The organism is Chromobacterium sinusclupearum (assembly GCF_002902845.1).
In the GTDB taxonomy this organism is placed as follows: Bacteria; Pseudomonadota; Gammaproteobacteria; order Burkholderiales; family Chromobacteriaceae; genus Chromobacterium; species Chromobacterium sinusclupearum.
The window spans coordinates 1-15,268 of sequence record NZ_PPTF01000013.1 but is presented as its reverse complement, the minus strand read 5'-3'; the positions used below and the strand labels follow the sequence as shown (position 1 = coordinate 15,268).

The 15,268-nt window shown below is 57.8% G+C and carries 27 protein-coding genes; 20 read left to right on the top strand and 7 right to left on the bottom strand.

The window, feature by feature from the left end:
• Positions 1–120: 120 nt before the first annotated feature.
• The 7 genes from C2134_RS02875 to C2134_RS22145 all read right to left on the bottom strand — a co-directional run bounded on the left by C2134_RS02875 (position 121) and on the right by C2134_RS22145 (position 4,404).
• Positions 121–858: a hypothetical protein gene (locus C2134_RS02875; protein ID WP_103317421.1), complete on the bottom strand. Its 738-nt coding sequence runs from the start codon at positions 856–858 to the stop codon at positions 121–123.
• A 151-nt stretch (positions 859–1,009) separates the two neighbouring features.
• Complete coding sequence (locus C2134_RS21105) at positions 1,010–1,507, bottom strand: hypothetical protein (RefSeq protein ID WP_146042081.1); 498 nt, start codon at positions 1,505–1,507, stop codon at positions 1,010–1,012.
• 71 nt (positions 1,508–1,578) lie between these two features.
• On the bottom strand, positions 1,579–2,238 hold the full coding sequence (locus C2134_RS02870; protein ID WP_146042080.1) for a hypothetical protein: 660 nt from the start codon (positions 2,236–2,238) through the stop codon (positions 1,579–1,581).
• On the bottom strand, positions 2,225–3,118 hold the full coding sequence (locus tag C2134_RS02865; RefSeq protein ID WP_103317417.1) for a hypothetical protein: 894 nt from the start codon (positions 3,116–3,118) through the stop codon (positions 2,225–2,227). The genes C2134_RS02870 and C2134_RS02865 overlap by 14 nt, the downstream gene beginning before the upstream one ends.
• Positions 3,112–3,375 carry a hypothetical protein gene (locus C2134_RS02860; protein ID WP_103317416.1) on the bottom strand — a complete coding sequence of 88 codons (264 nt, stop codon included), beginning with the start codon at positions 3,373–3,375 and terminating at the stop codon, positions 3,112–3,114. Before C2134_RS02860 ends, C2134_RS02865 begins: the two co-directional genes overlap by 7 nt.
• A gap of 113 nt (positions 3,376–3,488) precedes the next feature.
• The gene (locus C2134_RS02855) at positions 3,489–4,088 is read right to left on the bottom strand and encodes a toxin YdaT family protein (protein WP_103317414.1); all 600 of its coding nucleotides are present in this window, start codon (positions 4,086–4,088) and stop codon (positions 3,489–3,491) included.
• Positions 4,089–4,197: 109 nt separating this feature from the next.
• Positions 4,198–4,404, bottom strand: a complete 207-nt coding sequence (locus C2134_RS22145; RefSeq protein WP_146042079.1) for a Cro/CI family transcriptional regulator — start codon at positions 4,402–4,404, stop codon at positions 4,198–4,200.
• Between the two features lie 36 nt (positions 4,405–4,440).
• Here C2134_RS22145 and C2134_RS02850 point away from each other — a divergent pair, with 36 nt between their 5' ends.
• The 20 genes from C2134_RS02850 (at position 4,441) to C2134_RS02755 (ending at position 15,129) form a co-directional block, all read left to right on the top strand.
• A complete protein-coding gene (locus tag C2134_RS02850; protein WP_103317412.1) occupies positions 4,441–4,968 on the top strand; it encodes a helix-turn-helix domain-containing protein in 528 nt (175 codons plus the stop codon).
• A gap of 47 nt (positions 4,969–5,015) precedes the next feature.
• Entirely contained in the window at positions 5,016–5,348 is a 333-nt protein-coding gene (locus tag C2134_RS02845) for a hypothetical protein (protein ID WP_103317410.1), read from the top strand.
• Complete coding sequence (locus C2134_RS02840) at positions 5,345–6,127, top strand: hypothetical protein (protein WP_146042078.1); 783 nt, start codon at positions 5,345–5,347, stop codon at positions 6,125–6,127. The genes C2134_RS02845 and C2134_RS02840 overlap by 4 nt, the downstream gene beginning before the upstream one ends.
• Positions 6,124–6,642 carry a hypothetical protein gene (locus C2134_RS02835; RefSeq protein ID WP_103317406.1) on the top strand — a complete coding sequence of 173 codons (519 nt, stop codon included), beginning with the start codon at positions 6,124–6,126 and terminating at the stop codon, positions 6,640–6,642. Before C2134_RS02840 ends, C2134_RS02835 begins: the two co-directional genes overlap by 4 nt.
• 645 nt (positions 6,643–7,287) lie before the next feature.
• Positions 7,288–7,473, top strand: a complete 186-nt coding sequence (locus C2134_RS02830) for a hypothetical protein (RefSeq protein WP_103317405.1) — start codon at positions 7,288–7,290, stop codon at positions 7,471–7,473.
• Between the two features lie 74 nt (positions 7,474–7,547).
• Positions 7,548–7,676 carry a hypothetical protein gene (locus C2134_RS22040; RefSeq protein ID WP_255408067.1) on the top strand — a complete coding sequence of 43 codons (129 nt, stop codon included), beginning with the start codon at positions 7,548–7,550 and terminating at the stop codon, positions 7,674–7,676.
• A gap of 64 nt (positions 7,677–7,740) precedes the next feature.
• Entirely contained in the window at positions 7,741–8,133 is a 393-nt protein-coding gene (locus C2134_RS02825) for a hypothetical protein (RefSeq protein WP_103317403.1), read from the top strand.
• A 4-nt stretch (positions 8,134–8,137) separates the two neighbouring features.
• Entirely contained in the window at positions 8,138–8,890 is a 753-nt protein-coding gene (locus C2134_RS02820; RefSeq protein WP_103317401.1) for a P-loop NTPase family protein, read from the top strand.
• Complete coding sequence (locus tag C2134_RS02815) at positions 8,887–9,159, top strand: hypothetical protein (protein ID WP_103317399.1); 273 nt, start codon at positions 8,887–8,889, stop codon at positions 9,157–9,159. Before C2134_RS02820 ends, C2134_RS02815 begins: the two co-directional genes overlap by 4 nt.
• Positions 9,156–9,467 carry a hypothetical protein gene (locus tag C2134_RS02810; protein ID WP_103317397.1) on the top strand — a complete coding sequence of 104 codons (312 nt, stop codon included), beginning with the start codon at positions 9,156–9,158 and terminating at the stop codon, positions 9,465–9,467. Before C2134_RS02815 ends, C2134_RS02810 begins: the two co-directional genes overlap by 4 nt.
• The gene (locus C2134_RS22035; RefSeq protein WP_255408066.1) at positions 9,464–9,592 is read left to right on the top strand and encodes a hypothetical protein; all 129 of its coding nucleotides are present in this window, start codon (positions 9,464–9,466) and stop codon (positions 9,590–9,592) included. The genes C2134_RS02810 and C2134_RS22035 overlap by 4 nt, the downstream gene beginning before the upstream one ends.
• Positions 9,592–9,942, top strand: a complete 351-nt coding sequence (locus C2134_RS02805; RefSeq protein ID WP_146042077.1) for a hypothetical protein — start codon at positions 9,592–9,594, stop codon at positions 9,940–9,942. The genes C2134_RS22035 and C2134_RS02805 overlap by 1 nt, the downstream gene beginning before the upstream one ends.
• Entirely contained in the window at positions 9,939–10,208 is a 270-nt protein-coding gene (locus C2134_RS02800; RefSeq protein ID WP_103317394.1) for a hypothetical protein, read from the top strand. Before C2134_RS02805 ends, C2134_RS02800 begins: the two co-directional genes overlap by 4 nt.
• Before the next feature lie 2 nt (positions 10,209–10,210).
• Positions 10,211–10,909, top strand: a complete 699-nt coding sequence (locus C2134_RS02795; RefSeq protein WP_103317392.1) for a DUF2786 domain-containing protein — start codon at positions 10,211–10,213, stop codon at positions 10,907–10,909.
• Between the two features lie 25 nt (positions 10,910–10,934).
• Positions 10,935–11,216, top strand: coding sequence for a hypothetical protein (locus C2134_RS02790; protein WP_103317391.1), 282 nt, complete (start codon positions 10,935–10,937; stop codon positions 11,214–11,216).
• Positions 11,217–11,218: 2 nt separating this feature from the next.
• Positions 11,219–11,548, top strand: coding sequence for a hypothetical protein (locus tag C2134_RS02785; RefSeq protein WP_103317389.1), 330 nt, complete (start codon positions 11,219–11,221; stop codon positions 11,546–11,548).
• Positions 11,549–11,550: 2 nt separating this feature from the next.
• Positions 11,551–11,808: a hypothetical protein gene (locus C2134_RS02780; RefSeq protein WP_103317388.1), complete on the top strand. Its 258-nt coding sequence runs from the start codon at positions 11,551–11,553 to the stop codon at positions 11,806–11,808.
• Entirely contained in the window at positions 11,801–12,901 is a 1,101-nt protein-coding gene (locus tag C2134_RS02775) for a hypothetical protein (RefSeq protein WP_103317386.1), read from the top strand. Before C2134_RS02780 ends, C2134_RS02775 begins: the two co-directional genes overlap by 8 nt.
• Complete coding sequence (locus tag C2134_RS02770) at positions 12,898–13,206, top strand: hypothetical protein (RefSeq protein WP_199179863.1); 309 nt, start codon at positions 12,898–12,900, stop codon at positions 13,204–13,206. Before C2134_RS02775 ends, C2134_RS02770 begins: the two co-directional genes overlap by 4 nt.
• A 750-nt stretch (positions 13,207–13,956) precedes the next feature.
• Entirely contained in the window at positions 13,957–15,129 is a 1,173-nt protein-coding gene (locus tag C2134_RS02755; protein WP_103317379.1) for a tyrosine-type recombinase/integrase, read from the top strand.
• Positions 15,130–15,268: the final 139 nt, after the last annotated feature.

The following is a 15,268-nucleotide window of genomic DNA, read 5'->3' as shown; positions in this document are numbered from 1 at the left end:
AATTGAAAGTTAAGGACTAAACAGGCTAAACAGTTTAGTTAGCTCAGGAGTTCAGTGCCTGGCGCGGTATCGGGGATCGAACACCCGTAGGCCACCCCCACCCAGGAAGGACCCGTTGCCCTACCGGCCGCTGCCCCACGCCACCCGCAGATGGACGGGGAAGCGATCCGCCACCACCCGGCCGCCGACATCGTGAAACCGATATCGGGCCGTGTACCTTGGCTGACGGACAAAGATCAGCACCGGGCGGATCACCACTTGGCCATGGCCATAGTCCAGCCGCTTATAGACGCCCGGCGGCAGCTTGTTCTTCCGCTGGTGCAGCACGAAATAGGTAAAGCCTTTCCCCCGCTTCCCATCCCTTGCCAGCGTTTTCTTGCGCCTGTCGCTCATCCATTGCGTGCTGTCATGAAGCCCATTGAAGTAGCTGAGGATCTGCACGATCTGAGCGCGGGACATATTGCCGTAGGCGTCCCGGTCAGCATCCCGACCAGGCACTGCATACATGCCCGCCGGCAACACCCCGGCGCGTTGCAATGCCCGCTCAAACCGCTTGAGCGGACGTCCGCCGCCCTCGATCTGCGGCTTCAAGTACACCGCAGCCGCCCCGCCCTTGCCGCCAAAGTCCTTCAGCCACACCTCGGCATAGTCACGCCCCTTGTCCACAGACGCCCCGCGCATGTAGACACCTCGCAAGGTGTAGGGCGTTGGCCGATCAAACACCCGGCTCATTTCTGCCACCTCGGCGGCTTTCACATCCGCCGCCGTCCGTGTCAGCGCCTTGGCTGTTGGCCGCTCAATCCGACCAGCGATCTCCTGCCCGATCCGGCTATAGCCCGATACCTTCACCACGCCCATATGCGCCTCCAAAAAGAAACGCCCCAGCCGTTAAGCCGGGGCGTCAAAGCGCGTCACACCTGACAGAGAAGAAACCACAACTACTCATTCCGCTGAAAAACAAAAAGCCCAAGCGTGAGCTTGGGCTTCTTCCGGGCGCGACAAAGGTGGCCTACGCCACCTTTTCTGAACGCCATGCGGCGGTTTGAACAGATTGTGGTCGAGATACTAACGACGATCTTTTCGATCTGCAAGCGATGATTCGGGCCTGCTGCTCCACTTCTTTGGCACCACGCAGCATGAGATACCAGAACTTCCGGCCGTCCACGCCCGTATCCTTCAGCAAACGGCTTTCTGACGTCCGGTTGCAGAAATACCCGCGCAGCAGTTTTTTTTCCACGCGAGATACCGGCAACATAGACCAGGCAGCTTCAATCAATTCCGCATCCGCCGTGTCCAGCATCAGGAGCGGCTGAGATTGCGCCTCACGAATGCATGAGCCGCATGGCGACTCATCCTCATAGCAACCCTCGCAACGACACGAACGGTATTTCCCTTCCAATCCGCCGGCACGGCCCGGCTGATAACTCCCCCGCTGGACCGCTCCCCAATTACGGAAACGATCGAACAGGTACTCAGGAAAATCTGCCTTACGAACAACATCGAACATCTTGTGAACTCCCCTTGATTTGCTGCGGAGAATTCCCCTAGCCCGATCATGCCGGGCTTATTTTGTAGTCGCTATTCTACCACGCGATCGCGCTCAAACCCCGGCGCCGCCGCTCCACCAGCCACAGCGCCGGCCAGTATCTGGCGCATGTTGGCCAATTCTCGCCGTTGCACCGCCTTTGTCTGCAAACCGCCCTCGACCGTAATCGCCACGCGATCAATCTTCGGCCACTGTCGCCACGTCAATACCTCATCCAGCACTGCCACCCAACGTGCCGATGCCGCCTGCCATGAGGAGTTTCTCATTTCAAACCAACCGAATCGGCTGGCGGCCCAATAAACTGCAGGGTGGCTCCAATCTTCTGGCTGTCCGCCCATTTTCTGGTGGCGCATACTCGCCAGCCGCTGTGCTTCCCTGAATGCCGCCTCATAGTCACGCACCGGCATGCAGAACCGCAGAAACACCGGCACATCAATCGGCGGCCACTCGCACTCTGAGGCAATGCGCCGCAAACCAGCCTCCACCATGTCCCGCGTAATGCCGCGCCTTTCCATTTCATCCGCCAGGGTCGCCACAAACAGCTGCACCAGCTCCATCGATGGCAATTTCTTCGTCAACCGATCCGGGAACAATCCCTTCATCCTGGCCAGCACATAGTTCGCCAGCTGGCGCGACTCGCTGACCGCCGATTGGCCGGCAGGCCTCGCCGGCAATGCACTATGCGCACGCACCGAACACCTCCTGCAGATAGGCCATTGCGGCATCCCCACCTGCCATCGCAGCGCCAGGTCGCCGCGCCTTGCCGGCGACCAGTGAGGCGTTTTCAATGATCTTGGCCGCATACGGCGCAATGTTGACCACGCCACGGCCACGCGCCGTCAGGATGGCGGCTTTCAGCTCCGCCTCCGTCACCGGCCGCATTTGCGCAACGGCAGCCACCGTCGAGCACGCCTCCATCAACTGACGGGATGGCATAGCGTCTTCGCCCAGCAGCCCACGGAACATCGCCACTACGGCTGCAGACCCATCCGGCTGCGCATTGGATTGCTGTGCCGCAGGCCAGCCCTCTCCCTCAAGCCATTCTCCCGCGCCTGTATCATCATCAATATCACCGGATAACGGATAACGGATGTGTGTCGGCTTTTCGGGGGTAGCCACATGTCCATGGCCAGCCGGCTTTTCATCCCCAATACCGCCGAAACCATGGTCGTTATTGGGTTCTAGCTGTGTCGGGTTTGTGTCGGGTTTGCTGTGTCGGGTTTGTGTCGGGTTTGTGTCGGCTTTTATTTGGACGGACGAATCCGACATGGCCAAAGGTAAGCGAAAAATCAACTGCTTTCCCGCCATATCAGAAATATTACGAACAAGACCCGCTCGCTCAAGCCATTCAGCCAAGCGTCGTACTTGCTGCTTGGAAGGGAGCGAGCGCGCAATACCCGGGCGTGGCTCGACCTCCAATACTTCGCGCAACCCATCCCAAGAGATGCGCCGCATTATACCCGTCACACCCGTCGCGTAATCCATATACCGGCGAATCTCACGCAAGTAGAGTATCTGCGCCCCCAATGGCAAGCCCTGTAGCGCATCCAGCTCAGCATCCGTAATTACCATAAGCCCCCCTTACCCCCCACAGCCGACAAGGCCGCCTGTCGGGGATTGTCCATCACGCTCAAAGGCAGCGGCGGCAATCCAGCCTCGCGCCCCGCCCAATCTTCTTTAACCGCACGCTCTACATTCCAGCGATGTCCATCGCCATGAACCAAGCCTAAGCGCTGCAACTCCCTGCGACGCATCGCCAACGTAGGCAGCAAAGCGACGTAGGCCGCATCGCGGCGGACATCACCGCTTTCCTTGATCCACTCGACCATCGGCAGCTAGCTCCAGTCTTCGCAGCAACAAGTCCAGGTAACGACGACGCGCGGTCCTCTTGTCTTCGGATTTGGCCACTCTCGCACGCCAATCGGCGCGGGCCAGCAGCATGTCAGCTACGGAGACGGGTTTCATGGCGCTTTTCCGTAAGCAGGCCGTCAACATGATTGATCGCGTCGCACAAGGCCGCGCGCCCCTCTTCCAGCTCCACTTTCGCCCGCATCAGAACCGGCTGACTCATACCGTCAGCCAGCAAGCTGAATGCCGCCACCGCTTCGCCCGCCTCCTTCGCCGCCGCAGCTACCAATGCCGCATGCGTAGCATCGGGAATGCCGGGCTTGGCAATCGCCACATCAAAGCCCAGCGGCCCCATCATTTCAGTGACGCAGGCCAAGCGCAGGTCCATAGGCAACGCGCCCAGCACAACCGGCAGCAAGTTTGCCGGCAGCAGCGATGTGTCTTTGGTTTGGTCGTCCAACCAACGTGCAACGCGCTCTGCATTGGTCTTGAGCGCGCGCATGGGATCACGGCCAGATGCCGTCCGCTGGAACTCAACCAACCAAACGCCATCCGCGCCGGATTCGTAGTAGTGCGCCACTATCTGATCCGCCACCGCCTCCAGCGTCCAACGCTCGCGCTGTCGCCATAGCTGGACCGCATCGCGCACCACGCCGATCCAGGTTTTATGTGGAATATGCCGCATGCCATTCATTTGGAACCTCGCTATATTTTGCTCAGCCGGGAGACACCGGCAAACGAATAAAAAATGCCGGACTGACCGGCCAAGACGCCCTGCGCAGCAACCGCAGGACGTGGGGAAATCATGGCTTCGATGCCATCAGCGGTTGACGGAAATTTGGTGCTGCATCCAAACCGCACTCAGAAGGGAAAGCCGCCTTAAAAAACATGAGCCAAGGACGCGGGATACCCGACTCTTTCCACTGCGAAACGGCGGAAGGCGTGATGCCGCAAATCAAAGCAACATCACTAACACCCCCAAGATTTCTGATGATGTCTATATGATCCATGGACGCATTTAAGCACACTTAAAGAAAGGATTCAACATGCTTACTCAATCCTCAATTAAGCTGGCTTACATGGAATCCTGGAATATCAGGCTGAAACAGTGCCTAGACGAACAGAAGCTGAAGCCCAGCGACCTGGCCAAGCGCGTTGGCGTTGCGCCTGCGGCGATAACGCAATGGACCAACAGCACAACGAAAACCATTACCGGGGAAAACCTGCTAAAGGCTGCCAAGGTATTGAAAGTTGCCCCTGAGTGGCTGATGTTCGGCACAGGCCCAAAGACCCCGAACACTCCCAGCACGCAAGCGGGCCTTCCAGATGAGTTACAAGCCCTTCTTGACGATCTTTATCGCGCCTGGCTCGCCAAGTCACTTGATGCCAACTTGATATCTAGCCTGCGCATGATCACCAATCGGCTCGGCATCGCACCTGAAGCTAGGGACATGGGAGTCCAAGGACTGGACACAGCCAAGAAACTTGGCAGTCGATTGAGCAATCCAAGCGGGCTAAATCTCGACCCCAAACCAACTGATAGCGATAAAAACGGCGATCTTGACGCGAATTGACTTCCCGCGTCATTCCTCCCTGAGCCTAGATGCGACAGCATCCAGCCATGGATATCTTCGCCATTCGCCGCCAAAACCTGACGACGCTTGCGGGCAACTACCCCAGCCAGCAAGCGTTCGCCACGGCCCTTGATCGAGACGAATCCCAACTATCCAGATACCTGCGCGGCCGCGGCCGGATGGGGCACCAATTCGCGCGGCACATTGAGAAATCGTTGGGCCTGGCCAGCGGCTGGATGGACTCCCCCCACCCGGCGCCAAACCAGGCCGATCCGGGACGGCTGCGCGACAACCTGGAACATTTCATCAACTCGTCGCCAAGCCCTGCGCTGGCTGCTACCATCGCCAATCTGTTGTTTTTATTGTCTGAAAATCAATGAGTATTACCCTGCTCGGTGCAGGCCATCACTTGCACGCAGCGCGGCGAATTGACGGCTATTCCTCTTGCGTACATCGGGCCGAATTGCGAGCGCCGGACGGCTCTACTCTTACGGCCTACGTCAAAGCCTTTCCCTCGGACAACAAAGCACTTGCCAACGAAGTCGCCGGCTATTTGCTTGCCAAGGCCTGCGGGCTGACCACTGCCCCGCGCGCCTTCATCCTGCTGATGCACGTCCGCAAGCTCCGTAAATTGTTCCCGGAACATAAATGGCCTGGCAGTGACGACGATCTGTATCCCACCTGGGCAACAGAGGAGCTGCACGACAGCAAACTGACGCTGGTGAGCGAAGCGGACGCCATCGTCTGGCGGGAACGCGTGCAACAGTGGGACCAGCTACCCTATGCCATTGCGTTTCATCAATGGCTGCAGAACATCGATGCAAATGCCGGCAACCTGCTCTGGCTAGAAGGCAATGAATTTGCCTTGATTGACTATGCCGATATACTAGGCGGACAGGACTGGACGCCAGAAAGCCTGGAATCAGCAGGCTACCTGCACAACAAGCTGCTGCAGCTGGCTTATGGCGGCGTACCCGACAAAGCCGCCGCGCGGGCGATTGAAGAAAGCCACCGCGTCGCAGACTCTGCCTGGCGGCAGACGAAAGGCACTATCATGGATTGGTGGGGCGACCTTCTCAAACGTAAAGACCGGGAAGCAGCCTGCCGATTTATTGAAGCCCGAAGCGATCCGGAATGGATCAAAGGCAAGGTCGCATGAGCAAAAAAGCGTCGAAACTGGCTGACAAACTCAGCAAGCGGCTCACTCCGGAAACGGACCAGCAACCGCTGATCCGGGCTACCTCATGGCAGGTATTCTGGCAGTACGACCTTGCCAGTGACGATATGGAATGCGTCGGCGTGGTGATGCGCATCGGCGACAAGCTCTACTGGAACCTGCCCAGCGCCGACATGCTAGCCGCCTGGCCGGAGGCTGAGCGGCAAATACTGACTAGCCAACTTGACGCCCTCGCCTATCGACTCACCACCGGGGCGCTCTCCACCCCCATGGGCATGTCTCTGCGCAATGAGCGGGAAAGTGCCGGTAATACCATAACGGAAATTCTCACCTACTTATGGCGGCATGGCCCAGCCCTGACGCTGCGTAAAAAAAAAGCCCACTTACCGCATGACGAGGAAGTGGGCTTTTCTTCGGAACACGATCAAGTCATACACTCCCAACGCGGGGAGGCGCTAATACCCCCGACACCCGACGCGGCATCGAAGCAATCCTGATCAGTTCCTTAACTTGCATTTTCACGGACGAAGGCACCCTGAGCGGTGCTTTTTGCTTTTGTGTCATGCCGCGATTTTATCGCCACGTCCGTAAAGAAGTTCCTAAGTACAAATACTTAAACTGTCCTTAAGTACAGACAAAGAAGTCAACCGATTCATAAAACCTACGTTGCTCGCCACTCACTTAAACAGCAAGTGGGAGGTTAAGCCAACTTTAAAAATTTAAGTTGACTGAAATTTTTTTATCGAATAAATTAAGCTCACTTAATCGCTCTTTAACAACCCACGAACACGTAGCCGCGTCCGTTCCGACGCGGCAACCAACAACCCCATGCAGCGCGCCCATGCGCGTCCGGTAGCGAGTAGAGCGAGTCGAAAGCGAAAGACGATGGCACCGGCCTTAAACCGCAGATGACGACGCGCCAGCCCTGCACGTAACACCGCAGCGCACCGCATGGAAAGCAGACCGCCACCAGGCGGCACTGCGATGGAGGCTCCACGAAAAGCAGCGTCGCGAGCAGCCTTTTCCCCACCGGAGCCTCCATCGCAGTGCCCAGCCTTCCGGCAGCGCCGATCAATACCGCGCGCACCTCTGAAACCGCCGACCGGCAGAGGGCACTGCCATTACACAACCCGAGGCAAACCATGCAACGAGCACTCACCCAAGCGGCCACGGCCATCATTCGCAGCCGTGACGCCTTCCTGCGATCCGTCGTCCCGCCAGTCATGCCCGCCACGCTGGCGGCCCGGCAAAACCGAACACGGCAACGCCTCAACGACCGCGCCGAACGCATGCATCTGCGCGCCGACACCGCCAACGGATGGGACTGAGCTGGCACCACCTCCCAGCGCCTTGCACCAGGGCGCTGACAAGTGGTTCACCGCTAACCGACAGGAGAAACAGCATGTCCATGGAAATAACAGATATGACCGACGACGCCGCCAAGCACCTGCGAGAGGGCGGCTGGATTATCAAAGCCCCCTACTTTCGCAACGGCCAGCCGGTTTTCCTTGTGATCAAACTGCCTGGCTGATTTTTTTGCCCGCGCTGCTCATGAGCATGAAATGAGCAAGCCATGAGCAGGACATTAGCGCCAAATGAGCAACACATTAGCCAGTAATGAGCAGGCGCGGCAGCAGCTCAACAGCCTGCGGCCGCAGCCTACAGCCGAGAGCAAAGCGGCACGCATCCGCCAGCTGCTGCCCGACATTGAAGACGCCATGCGCCGCGGCATCAGCCAGACCGACATCCTCAACGCGCTGGCCGGCGCCGGCATCCAGATGACGCTGGACGAGCTGCGCAACGCGCTATATCGCGCCCGCCGCCAGCTCAGAAAGGCATCACATGAAACGACCCAAACCCCCGCGCCAGCGCAACGCCAGCCAGCAGCGCCGGCTGCAGCAGCGCGAACACAACAACCCATCCGCCAGCCGTCCAGCATTGCAGAGCAATGGCAGCAGGCCCGCGACAACCCACCTGAATGGAAATAGCACAATGAAGAACCAGACCACTCGCACCGCCCACATCATCACCCAGGGCAAGGGCGGCGTCGGCAAGAGCAAAGCCGCCAGCGACCTGACCCAAGCCCTGCGCCACCTCAAGGGCACGGCGGCGGCTTACGACACCGACGCCGTAAACCGCACCCTCAGCCGCACCCGCTCGCTGGGCGCGATCCCCATTGAGCTGCTGGACGAGAGCATGCAGATCAACCCGCGCAACTTTGACAACCTGATCGCGCAACTGATCGAAAGCGACCACGACGCCGTGATCGACGTAGGCAGCAATGGCTTCCTGCCGCTGATGAACTACCTGGCCACCTCCGGCGCCGTCGAATTCCTGCGCATGAATGGCGTGGACGTGCTGCTGCACATCATCGTGGCCGGCGGCGACGAACTGACGGACACCACCAGCGGCATGGTGATGATGATGGATCTGGTAGATGCCCCGGCCGTGATCTGGATGAACGAACATTTCGGCCCGGTAGCGAAGAACGGCAAGGCGCTGGTGGACACCACCATTTTCCAGGACCGCGCCCACCGCATCAGAGGCACGATCACCATGCCGCGCCACGACGCCGCCACCACCGGCCGCGACTTGGCCGAAATGAAAGAGCTGGGCCTGACGTACGAAGAGGCGATGGCGCATCCCAAGTTCGCCGGCATGCCTGGCTTCCGCGTCCTGCGTGTCTGGAACCAGATACTCGACAGCGTCGCCACCGCCATCCGCCATGAAGAGGCCACCGCATGACCATCCAGACCGAAATTATCGGCCAGCGCGCAGCACCCGCCATCGAGCGGACCCTGCGCGACTTCGCCCGCGAAACCGCCTTGATGCAGCTGACGCTGGATGACGGCACCGCCATCACACCTGGCCAGCTGGTGCAATCAGCCCTGATCAACGCCACCGAAACCGAGCTACGGCTGAATGACCCGGACAGCTATATCGCACTGCTGAAATTGTCCGCCCGGCTGCTGATCGCCAACGGCGACGTACAAGCGATGGAGATACCGCGATGACGCCAACCATCAGCACACCACCGCGTCACGCCATCCCGCCACTGGCCGGAATGGCTGAGCTGCTGGCCAGCTGCAGGATCTCCAATCCGGCCACGGATCAGCTTAGCGAGATGCAAAAACTGATCTACCAGGGCATGCAGCCGCGCAAGCATTACTCATTCCAGCAGCTGCTGGATCTGACAGGCGGCAAGCTGAACGCCTCCCAAGGCCGGCGCGTCGTCCGCAAGCTGATGCTGCTCCACATGATCAGCACCAGGCGCACAGGCGACAGGATCAACAGCCCCGCCGTTTACTGGAGAAGCCAATGATTTTGCCGATTCTGCTGGGCGTGGTGATTAGCAAGGCCACGCTGGCCGGCGTAGCAATAGCCGCAGGGCAACCACAACAACCAGCGCAGCGCGGCAGGCGCTGCCGCCATATCAAGGGGGCATGATGGATATTCTCGCCACCATCACCAGCCAGGCCTGCGCGATACAGGACGCGCAAGAGCAGATCAAGCGCGACTGCGCCGAGTTCGTGGAACTGCTGCACGACATCAACAACCACCCCCGATCCGCCGTCGAACGACAGATGGTCTACCTGGCATCGACGCCAGAACCCTGCGCACACATCAAGGCCATCGTCGCAGGCATACGACTGAACGAGCTTGAGGAGCTGGCTCGACGCCGCGGCCTTCGCACCAGCACATCCAACAAGCACCCCACGGTTTTCGTGTTCAACAACAGTCCGAACGCGCTGCAGCTGGATGGCGTGATGCACAGCTACCCGCAACATGCCTCATGACGCCAGGCACCAGCGAGCAGCTGGCCGCAGCAGCCCAAGACGCCCGCGCGCTGCCCTTTGACACGATTTTCGTCATCGGCGCCGAAGGCGATTGGAAACACCTCGCCGGCCAGCGCGTACACCGCCGCCGTAATGGCGGCTTTTCATTCCCCGATGGCGTGTCAATGTGTGTCGCCGACTCGCCATCCCATCAAACCATCATCGCCGAGGCCCGCGACCTGATTGCACCAGGGGCGCCGGATCAAGGCGCGCTGCCGCTGGAGTAAAGATGGACAAGAAATCCGCAATCTCGAAGATCAGGAAATGCCTCGCGCTTTCAAAAAGCGCCAATGAACACGAGGCAGCAACCGCCCTCAAGCAAGCCAGGGTGCTCATGAACAAGTTCGGCGTAACGGATAGCGATATCCAGATCGCCGAAATCAAGGAAATCCACGCCAAAGCCAGCGCCAAGAGAAGGCCAGCAGACTACGAAAGCGGGCTGGCCATGGCCATGGCGGAAGCCTTCGGCTGCGAAATCCTGTTTTTCCCATCCCGCACATCCCAAGGGCAATGGACTTTTGTCGGAGAAGAGGTCAGCGCCGAGATTGCAAAATACGCTTTCACCGTTCTTCTCAGACAGCTGAAATCACAGCGCCTGCGCTTCATTGAAGAACAATGCCGCTACTTACGGAGGGCAAGCAAAACCCGCCGCGCGGATCTGTTCTGCGATGGCTGGGTAAGGATGGTGTATCAGACAGCCAAACAAATCGCGCCAGAGAGAAAGAGCGACGCCCTGGGGGCTTACATGCGCAAGCAATACAGCGATATCGAGGAATTGGCCGGCCGCGACCGCAACGAAGGTCGAGACTTTTCAAGCCAAGACCACGCCGCATATCGAGCAGGCAGAGAGGCCGGCGAAAGGGTCAAGCTGCACCACGCCATGCACGGCACATCAACGCCACCGCAAGCATTGCTTGGCGCCAACTAATGCCCGCCAGGGCGAGGAGTGAACCTTGACAAAAAACCACATCAACGGCGTCTACGTGTTCGAAATGAACGACTGCGATTGGGTCGCAGCGCGCTGCAAAGAGGACGCGATCCAGTTTTACGGGGAAATCGCCTTGCCGGAGGATTTCGAGAATGTGCAGGAGCTGAACGCGCAGGAATTGGACGCCAAGCAGTTCCATATCGACGACGACAGGCGCAGCCCAACCATCAGCTTCCGCCAACGCCTGCAGCAGCTGGTCGATGCCAGTGAGACGTTCCCCCAACTGTTCGCCACCACGGAGTTTTGACCATGACCACAGAACTGCGCGATTACTTTGCAGCCCAGGCGCCGGCAGATATCCCTGCCTGGTTTGAATGGAAGCCGGACCGCGAGCGCCCGAGCATCCCCAGCAAGTTCGAGCTGAATAGCGAGGAACTGCGCCAGCAGCTGGAAGGCCTTGGCGACTGGTTGGACGTGAAGGACGTCCACCCCGAAGTGGCAGCTCTGGCTGATCACATGGCCCGCGCACGAACGGCCGCTGAGCAATGGGACCGACAGCGCGACATCGGCCGCTACATAGCCTGGCGCTGGGCCTACGCCGACATGATGATCGCCGCGCGCCAGAAAGCAGAGGAGTGACCATGGCAAGACAGAGCAAATTGGAAAAAATGCACGCCAAATTGAATGAGGAATTCAGAGGCGCAGCAGACGAGTACATGCTGAAAACACACGCTGTCGAGACAAAAACCGAGTGGAGCTTCGCAATCATGCAGCTCGTAACCAACCGAGTAGACGGCCTGGACTTCACGCCGGAGCAAATGGCCGGATTGCGCGGCTACTCAGACGGCTACGCAGCAGCAATGAACGCAGTCTATTTGGAGAGTGTCAACAATGGCTGAAGTACAAACCCTTACCCAACTGGCGGATGCCGAGCGCGCTGTCATCGTGTCGGCGTGGACCCTTTTCAAGCGGGCGCTGTTCGTCGGCATGGAGCGCGACTGCGTCCACTACCTGATGAGCAATGCCAAGGGCCGACGCGATGGCGCGATGAAGGCGCACAACCATGATCTGCTGTGTCGGCACATCATCGCCGCTATTCGCGGCTGCGATCCCGATCTGGTGCGCCGCCATCATGAAGACGACTACCAGGCAGTCCACGATGGCACCCAGGCGCTGACAAGCTATCTGGATGAGGTCATCGGCTTCCCGATGGACGAGCGCCCAGACTATGCCGACCTGACGCCGAAGTTCTTCGACAAGTTCTTCGAGCTGGCAATGCGGGCGCTGGGCATCTCCGCGCAGCAAGCCTCCGAGCAGAACGGCGAGGCAGTGGCATATGAGGTAGCCACAAACAACCCCTCTCATGGCCAGCATAAAACCATTACCCGGCACAAAACTGCCGCCGCGGAACAAGCAGCACATTGGATAAGCCGCGGCGGTGACGTCACCATCCGTCCGCTAGTATATGGTGACGCGCCGCAGCCCTCGCCGGTTCTGTCTGACGAGTGGCGCGACGTGGCAGGAAAGGCACATCGCTTCATACGGGACGTTGGCGAACATGGAGTAACTTGCGCCATCTTCGACCTGGACGAAGATGGTAAACACATTCAATGTTCTTGCGGCTTGGAGGAAGTCTTGCGCGGTCTGAGCACCATACTCTCCGCCGCGCCGCAGCCGGCCCGGCAGCTGCCATCCGTGATCGAGGAGATAGCCGCCGAGCGCCGCCGGCAGATCGAGGTCGAGGGCTGGACACCGGCGCATGATGACCAATACGGCGAATACGTCCTAGCTTGCGCTGCCGGCTGCTACGCCATGCACACCCTTGCATATCCTGCAGGAGACCCGCCACCTCCTTGGCCATGGGATGAAACATGGTGGAAGCCCAGCCAGGATAAGCGCCGCAACTGGATCAACGCCGCCGCGCTGCTCGTCGCCGAAATTGAGCGCGCGGACCGAATGGCCGCGCCGCAGCCGGCGCAAGGAGGCGAATGATGGATGGTCATCAACACCTTGAGGGGCACAATGCGCTGGCCGAATGGTTCAGCATTGGCCGCGCCAGCTGGCTCACAATCCCGCGCGTGCTTCTGGAAGCAATGCCGGACGAGTGGCAAGGGCGCCTGGCGGCACTGCTCAACGAATACGACGAGCATTACCCGAACATGCCAGAAATTGGAACGCGCGTGCTTGTAACCGACAATGGACGAGTCGTAAAAACGCCGCCATGGCTTCTGAATTACCGCCACCCCAATCAGACCATCCTCATTCAACTTATGAGGAAAGACCATGCCACCCCCTGACCAGCTCCCGATTCAGCAAAAATATTCCGACGCGGATTACCTTGCATACGACCCGTTCCAGGGCGACGAGGCGGAAATAATCCTCCGCACCGTCAAAATTAGGACTGCCAGAAAGCGGCACCTCTGCTTCACTCTCACGGGCAAGCAAGACCATCACATTGAGCCTGGACAACGCTACCGTCACGAGCGCGCCAGGGTAGATAGCTCATTCTGGGGCGAGTATCGATTATGCCTGTCATGCATAGACAAGTGGATAAACCAGGGAGCAGAAGAACAGGAGCCAACCCGATGAACAAGGAAGTCATGGCACTGATCGCGCCAATCCTCGCCACCGGCGGGTTGCTGAGACCAGGGCGCAAACACGCCGTCCTGATTCTCCCAAACGGGCGGCGAACAGGCATACCAACCAGCCCCAGCGACAGGCGCGCGATCCATAACTTGCGCAGCCAGCTCAAACGACTACAGGCCACCCGCACAGTGGCCTAATTTTTTAAAAAGGGAAAATCATAAAATGTTAGGCATTCGAATGGATCAAAATCAACTTCGAATCCTTACCGGATTGCAAACTAAAACAGCACAAGCACGATGGTTTAGGCGCCATTTCGGGGTAGAAGTCCCATGCGACAATGCAGGCCCCATCATGACCGAACAAACATACCAAGCTTTACTAAATAAGAAATGCGGCCTGCTACAGCCATCGAATGATATCAATCCAAAGACTACTCGCCCCAGCATCCGACCGAGAAGAAAATGAGCCGACCAAGACAAAAGAACAAGGGATTGACAAATTCTCGGATATACCCCAAAGGAAAACGATATTATTTATACGCATCAGAAAGCCTAATCAACCCTGAAGATGGCAAAGCCAAAAAATGGCATAGCCTATGCCCCATAAAAGATGGAGAAACAGAAGCTCGAAGACTTGCCCAAATAATTCTTGATCATAACCACAGAAAAGGGGATGAGGGAGACTTTCCGCAAGCGTTTAGAAAATACATGGGGAGCGTTATTGCAAAGCGCGATTCAGAAAAACCAACCGAACCAGCTAGAGTTAAAATCCATGAAACTGGAAACAAGCAGTTACTAAACTATTCTACAGTAATCGAATCTGGCTTTCATGAATTTAATGTCAGAGAAGTCATGCCTGTTGACGTAGCAGACTTTCTTGACCAATGGGAAGGGCGGCGCATGGCAGAGGTTTATCACTCCCGCCTATCAGATTTCTTCCGCTGGGCATGCAGGAAAGGCTATCGAAACGACAACCCCGTCAGAGAGGTGTCAATTGAAAAAGTCAAACGCCGCATGCGATATATTACTGACGAAGAATATCATGCCATTAGAGATGGACTCTTATTTGGCAAAGATGGAAGAATCAATAGTAGTGGACAAATAGTGCAGTGCTATGTAGACCTCTGCTACCTGCTTTATCAAAGAACCACTGAGATTAGACTACTGAAATGGCGCGACATCAGCGAGCATGGCATTTTATTCATGCCAACCAAAACTGAGAAATCTTCTGGCGCTAGGGTTTTTGTTCCGATGACACCGCAAGTTTGGCAAGTTCTACAAAATGCCAAGCGGGCCTGGCCACTGAACAAATATCCAAGCATTGCGCAGTCTGAATATGTGATATGCAACAAGCGCGGAGAGCCCTACACCGCCCACGGCATTGGCACCGCATGGGAACGCGGATGCAAGCGCGCTGGCGTCAGCAATGCCACGCTGAAGGACTTGAGAGCCAAGGCGATGACCGACGCCAAGGCAATCGGCTACTCGCTCAAACAAATTTCCATCGGCGCAGCCCATACAGACGAAGCCATGACCGAAGCGTACATCAAGCTAAGGGAAACACCCGTCAGCGAGGTGCAGTTGCAGCTTCCAAAGGAGAAAAAGAAGGCGAAAACCAAGGAGACAAGCGCATGATATTAGAAGTTCTTCTAATATCAACGACAAAAGACAATAAAAAAGCCAGCTAACGCTGGCTCTAAATGCTTGAAATTACTGTGCTTTGTTGGTCGGGGTGAGAAGATTCGAACTTCCGACCCTCTGCACCCCATGCAGA

What these genes read in the sequence shown, in the direction of transcription:
- C2134_RS02875 (WP_103317421.1), bottom strand. Translation starts at nt 858, where the DNA reads ATGGGCGTGGTGAAGGTATCGGGCTATAGCCGGATCGGGCAGGAGATC.
- C2134_RS21105 (WP_146042081.1), bottom strand. Translation starts at nt 1,507, where the DNA reads ATGTTCGATGTTGTTCGTAAGGCAGATTTTCCTGAGTACCTGTTCGAT.
- C2134_RS02865 (WP_103317417.1), bottom strand. Translation starts at nt 3,118, where the DNA reads ATGGTAATTACGGATGCTGAGCTGGATGCGCTACAGGGCTTGCCATTG.
- C2134_RS02860 (WP_103317416.1), bottom strand. Translation starts at nt 3,375, where the DNA reads ATGGTCGAGTGGATCAAGGAAAGCGGTGATGTCCGCCGCGATGCGGCC.
- C2134_RS02855 (WP_103317414.1), bottom strand. Translation starts at nt 4,088, where the DNA reads ATGAATGGCATGCGGCATATTCCACATAAAACCTGGATCGGCGTGGTG.
- C2134_RS22145 (WP_146042079.1), bottom strand. Translation starts at nt 4,404, where the DNA reads ATGGATCATATAGACATCATCAGAAATCTTGGGGGTGTTAGTGATGTT.
- C2134_RS02850 (WP_103317412.1), top strand. Translation starts at nt 4,441, where the DNA reads ATGCTTACTCAATCCTCAATTAAGCTGGCTTACATGGAATCCTGGAAT.
- C2134_RS02845 (WP_103317410.1), top strand. Translation starts at nt 5,016, where the DNA reads ATGGATATCTTCGCCATTCGCCGCCAAAACCTGACGACGCTTGCGGGC.
- C2134_RS02840 (WP_146042078.1), top strand. Translation starts at nt 5,345, where the DNA reads ATGAGTATTACCCTGCTCGGTGCAGGCCATCACTTGCACGCAGCGCGG.
- C2134_RS02835 (WP_103317406.1), top strand. Translation starts at nt 6,124, where the DNA reads ATGAGCAAAAAAGCGTCGAAACTGGCTGACAAACTCAGCAAGCGGCTC.
- C2134_RS02830 (WP_103317405.1), top strand. Translation starts at nt 7,288, where the DNA reads ATGCAACGAGCACTCACCCAAGCGGCCACGGCCATCATTCGCAGCCGT.
- C2134_RS22040 (WP_255408067.1), top strand. Translation starts at nt 7,548, where the DNA reads ATGTCCATGGAAATAACAGATATGACCGACGACGCCGCCAAGCACCTG.
- C2134_RS02825 (WP_103317403.1), top strand. Translation starts at nt 7,741, where the DNA reads ATGAGCAACACATTAGCCAGTAATGAGCAGGCGCGGCAGCAGCTCAAC.
- C2134_RS02820 (WP_103317401.1), top strand. Translation starts at nt 8,138, where the DNA reads ATGAAGAACCAGACCACTCGCACCGCCCACATCATCACCCAGGGCAAG.
- C2134_RS02815 (WP_103317399.1), top strand. Translation starts at nt 8,887, where the DNA reads ATGACCATCCAGACCGAAATTATCGGCCAGCGCGCAGCACCCGCCATC.
- C2134_RS02810 (WP_103317397.1), top strand. Translation starts at nt 9,156, where the DNA reads ATGACGCCAACCATCAGCACACCACCGCGTCACGCCATCCCGCCACTG.
- C2134_RS22035 (WP_255408066.1), top strand. Translation starts at nt 9,464, where the DNA reads ATGATTTTGCCGATTCTGCTGGGCGTGGTGATTAGCAAGGCCACGCTG.
- C2134_RS02805 (WP_146042077.1), top strand. Translation starts at nt 9,592, where the DNA reads ATGGATATTCTCGCCACCATCACCAGCCAGGCCTGCGCGATACAGGAC.
- C2134_RS02800 (WP_103317394.1), top strand. Translation starts at nt 9,939, where the DNA reads ATGACGCCAGGCACCAGCGAGCAGCTGGCCGCAGCAGCCCAAGACGCC.
- C2134_RS02795 (WP_103317392.1), top strand. Translation starts at nt 10,211, where the DNA reads ATGGACAAGAAATCCGCAATCTCGAAGATCAGGAAATGCCTCGCGCTT.
- C2134_RS02785 (WP_103317389.1), top strand. Translation starts at nt 11,219, where the DNA reads ATGACCACAGAACTGCGCGATTACTTTGCAGCCCAGGCGCCGGCAGAT.
- C2134_RS02780 (WP_103317388.1), top strand. Translation starts at nt 11,551, where the DNA reads ATGGCAAGACAGAGCAAATTGGAAAAAATGCACGCCAAATTGAATGAG.
- C2134_RS02775 (WP_103317386.1), top strand. Translation starts at nt 11,801, where the DNA reads ATGGCTGAAGTACAAACCCTTACCCAACTGGCGGATGCCGAGCGCGCT.
- C2134_RS02770 (WP_199179863.1), top strand. Translation starts at nt 12,898, where the DNA reads ATGATGGATGGTCATCAACACCTTGAGGGGCACAATGCGCTGGCCGAA.
- C2134_RS02755 (WP_103317379.1), top strand. Translation starts at nt 13,957, where the DNA reads ATGAGCCGACCAAGACAAAAGAACAAGGGATTGACAAATTCTCGGATA.